This window comes from Arthrobacter sp. Y3223164 (genome assembly GCF_059091005.1).
On the sequence record NZ_JBNHGF010000532.1, the window covers coordinates 1 to 1,553 of the forward strand.

Annotated in this window: 2 protein-coding genes and 1 pseudogene; 2 read left to right on the forward strand and 1 reads right to left on the reverse strand. The window is 68.3% G+C overall.

Going from position 1 to position 1,553, the window contains the following annotated elements; translation table 11 throughout:
• Positions 1–844: glutaminase A (gene glsA, locus AC5RUJ_RS16130; protein WP_494156228.1), on the reverse strand; the 844-nt coding region annotated here is incomplete at its 3' end.
• Between the two features lie 126 nt (positions 845–970).
• On the opposite strand from glsA, the gene AC5RUJ_RS16135 reads away from it, so the two are divergent.
• Positions 971–1,444, forward strand: a complete 474-nt coding sequence (locus AC5RUJ_RS16135) for a ribose-5-phosphate isomerase (RefSeq protein WP_493999882.1) — start codon at positions 971–973, stop codon at positions 1,442–1,444.
• A gap of 12 nt (positions 1,445–1,456) precedes the next feature.
• A pseudogene (locus AC5RUJ_RS16140) lies at positions 1,457–1,553 on the forward strand (Fpg/Nei family DNA glycosylase); the annotation flags it as partial.

Below are 1,553 nucleotides of genomic sequence, written 5' to 3' on the forward strand. Positions count from 1 at the left end.
GGTCGAGCCGCGGCGAAAACACGGCGAGCCCCAGCTGGCCGGGCAGCACCGCCAGGATGCCCCCGCTGACCCCGCTCTTGGCCGGCAGCCCGATGCCCGCCACCCAGTCCCCGGCGTCGTTGTACATGCCGCAGGTCGTCATCACGCTGAGCACGTGCTCAGCGATCCGGGGCGTCAGGACCTCCTCGCGGGTCGTCGGGTTGACTCCGCGGTTGGCCAGGGTGGCTGCCATGATCCCCAGATCGCGGCAGGAGACGCTGAGGGAGTTCTGCCGGAAATACAGGTCCAGGGCGGCCTCGGTGTCGTGCTCGATCACGCCCTGGCTCTTCAGCAGGTAGGCGAGGGCCCGGTTGCGGTCGCCCGTACGGAGCGCGGACTCGTACACCGTCTGGTTCATAACCAGGTCGCGTCCGGCACAGGCCGAATAATTTAGTCGGAGCTGCTCGAAGGCGTCGTCACCGTAGCGGTCGACCACCAGGGACGAGGCGGCGATGGCCCCGGCGTTGATCAACGCGTTGCGCGGCCGGCCGGTATCCGCTTCCAGGCTGATCTCGTTGTACGCGTCCCCGGAGGGCTCCACATCGATCTTCTCGCGCACGTCCTCGAAGCCGTGCCCGGCCAGCGCCATGGCATAGGTGAAGGGCTTGGAGATCGACTGGATGGAGAACTCGGACCGCGTATCGCCGGCCTCATAGGTGCATCCGTCGGCCATCGTCATGCTCAGCGCGAACAAATCCGGATCCTCGACCCCGAGTTCTTCCGGATCACCGGCCAGCGACCCCTCGGTGTTGCCGGCGAGGCCGGCAAGGACGGACTCGAGGTAGTCGCTGATTACTGGCTCCATAGGGGCACACTATCGACGGCGGCCGAAGCCCGACAGGGGTGCGGCACCGGAATCCGTTCCGCCGGCACCGCTCCAGTAGGCTGGAAGCCGTTATTCGCCCTCCCGCACGCCACAGAAGGACCGTCCATGCGCGTTCACATTGCCACCGACCACGCCGGCCTGGAACTGAGCCACCACCTGATCAAGCATCTGACCGGCCAAGGCCACGACGTCACCGACCACGGCCCCACCGCGTACGACCCGGAGGACGACTACCCCTCGTTCTGCATCCGCGCCGCGCTCGCCGTCGTCGAAGACCAGTCCGCCGGCGTGGAGTCGCTGGGCATCGTGCTCGGCGGCTCGGGCAACGGCGAGCAGATCGCCGCCAACAAGGTCAAGGGCATCCGGGCCGCGCTGGCCTGGAACCTGGACACCGCGAAGCTGGCCCGCGAACACAACGACGCCAACGTCGTCGCCGTCGGCGGCCGCCAGCACAGCGTCGAGGAAGCCACCGCCATCATCGAGGCATTCCTGGCCGAGCCGTTCTCCAACGCCGAGCGCCACGTCCGCCGGATCGGCAAGATCGCCTCCTACGAGACCACCGGCGACATCCCGGCCTAGCGGCCGCCGGTCATGCCAGAAGGCCATTCCGTCCACCGCCTGGCCCGCCAGTTCCAGGACGTTTTCGCCGGCCGGCGCCTCGCCGTGTCCAGCCCGCAGGGCCGCTTCG

What these genes read in the sequence shown, in the direction of transcription:
- AC5RUJ_RS16135 (WP_493999882.1), top strand. Translation starts at nt 971, where the DNA reads ATGCGCGTTCACATTGCCACCGACCACGCCGGCCTGGAACTGAGCCAC.